Raw genomic sequence first — 1,064 nt, forward strand, 5'->3', positions numbered from 1 at the left:
CGGCACCGGCCAGAATTACCTGACCGGCGCGCAACGGAATTCGGCGTCGGCGGGCGATGTCGAGCAGTGCATGCAAAGCGCGCGCCGGATCGCCGAGAATGGCCGACGTGGAACCGACTACCGTCTCGCCGCCGACCTCCATACGTACGGAACGGTCTTCGACGTTCTGTAGCGGCAGCCACCGCCCGATCACATACCCGGCAGCGCTGGTGTTGTCAGCGACGACGTCGGTGTAGGTGAAGCGGAAGTCGCGATAGCGCGAGTCGATGATCTCCATTGCGGGAGCCAGCGCGTCGACGCAGGTTTCGATATCGACATTCGGATCGTCGAGATCGACGTCCTTCGACAGACGGTATGCCACTTCGGGTTCGATCTTGGGATGAATGAACGTCCTCAGGTCGACTTCGCCGCCGTTGCTCACGCACATCGCGTCGGTCAACTGACCGACGATCACTTCGGAGACACCCATCTGCGCCATCTTCGCTTGGCTTGTGAAGCCGAGCTTGATACCCACAATCGATTCGCCACGGCTGGTTCGTCGTTCGATGAGTTCGTTCTGAATCCGGTAGGCGTCGTCGATGTCGATGGTGTATTCGTCGGCGAGGCTCGGGGTGTCGGTGCGGCTCTGCGCAGCGTCGTCGAGGCGACGCGCGAGCGCGGATACGGTGTCTTCGGGGGCTGTCATCACGCCTCGCTCATTTCTGGAAAACTTTTGCGGTTTCGATGTTCACAGTTGCACACACACATTTGTCGGTTCGGTGTAGAAGTGCAGCGAGGACTCGCCACCCTCACGTCCGATGCCGGACAGGCCCATGCCGCCGAAGGGGGATCGCAGTTCACGGGTGAACCACGTGTTGACCCAGGAGATTCCGACGTTCATCTTCTGGGCGACGCGGTGTCCGCGGCGCAGGTCGTTGGTCCACACGGAGGCCGCCAAGCCGTACTCGGTGTCGTTTGCCAAGGCGATCGCTTCTGCCTCGGTATCGAACGGGATGAGTGCTGCGACGGGTCCGAAGATCTCCTCGCGCACGACGCGATTCTTGTTGGTCAAGCCAGTCCACAGC

The 1,064-nt window shown here is 61.4% G+C and carries 2 protein-coding genes; both read right to left on the reverse strand.

Annotation, left to right across the window (positions count from 1 at the left end; translation table 11 throughout):
- Window positions 1–685 (reverse strand): 2-keto-4-pentenoate hydratase (locus ATN38_RS00025; RefSeq protein ID WP_218747371.1); only part of this gene is annotated, 685 nt, incomplete at its 3' end.
- A gap of 42 nt (window positions 686–727) precedes the next feature.
- A partial coding sequence (locus tag ATN38_RS00030) for an aldehyde dehydrogenase family protein (RefSeq protein WP_218747372.1) occupies window positions 728–1,064 on the reverse strand: 337 nt, incomplete at its 5' end.

Source organism: Rhodococcus sp. FH8 (genome assembly GCF_019266085.1).
Classification (GTDB): Bacteria; Actinomycetota; Actinomycetes; order Mycobacteriales; family Mycobacteriaceae; genus Rhodococcus_F; species Rhodococcus_F qingshengii.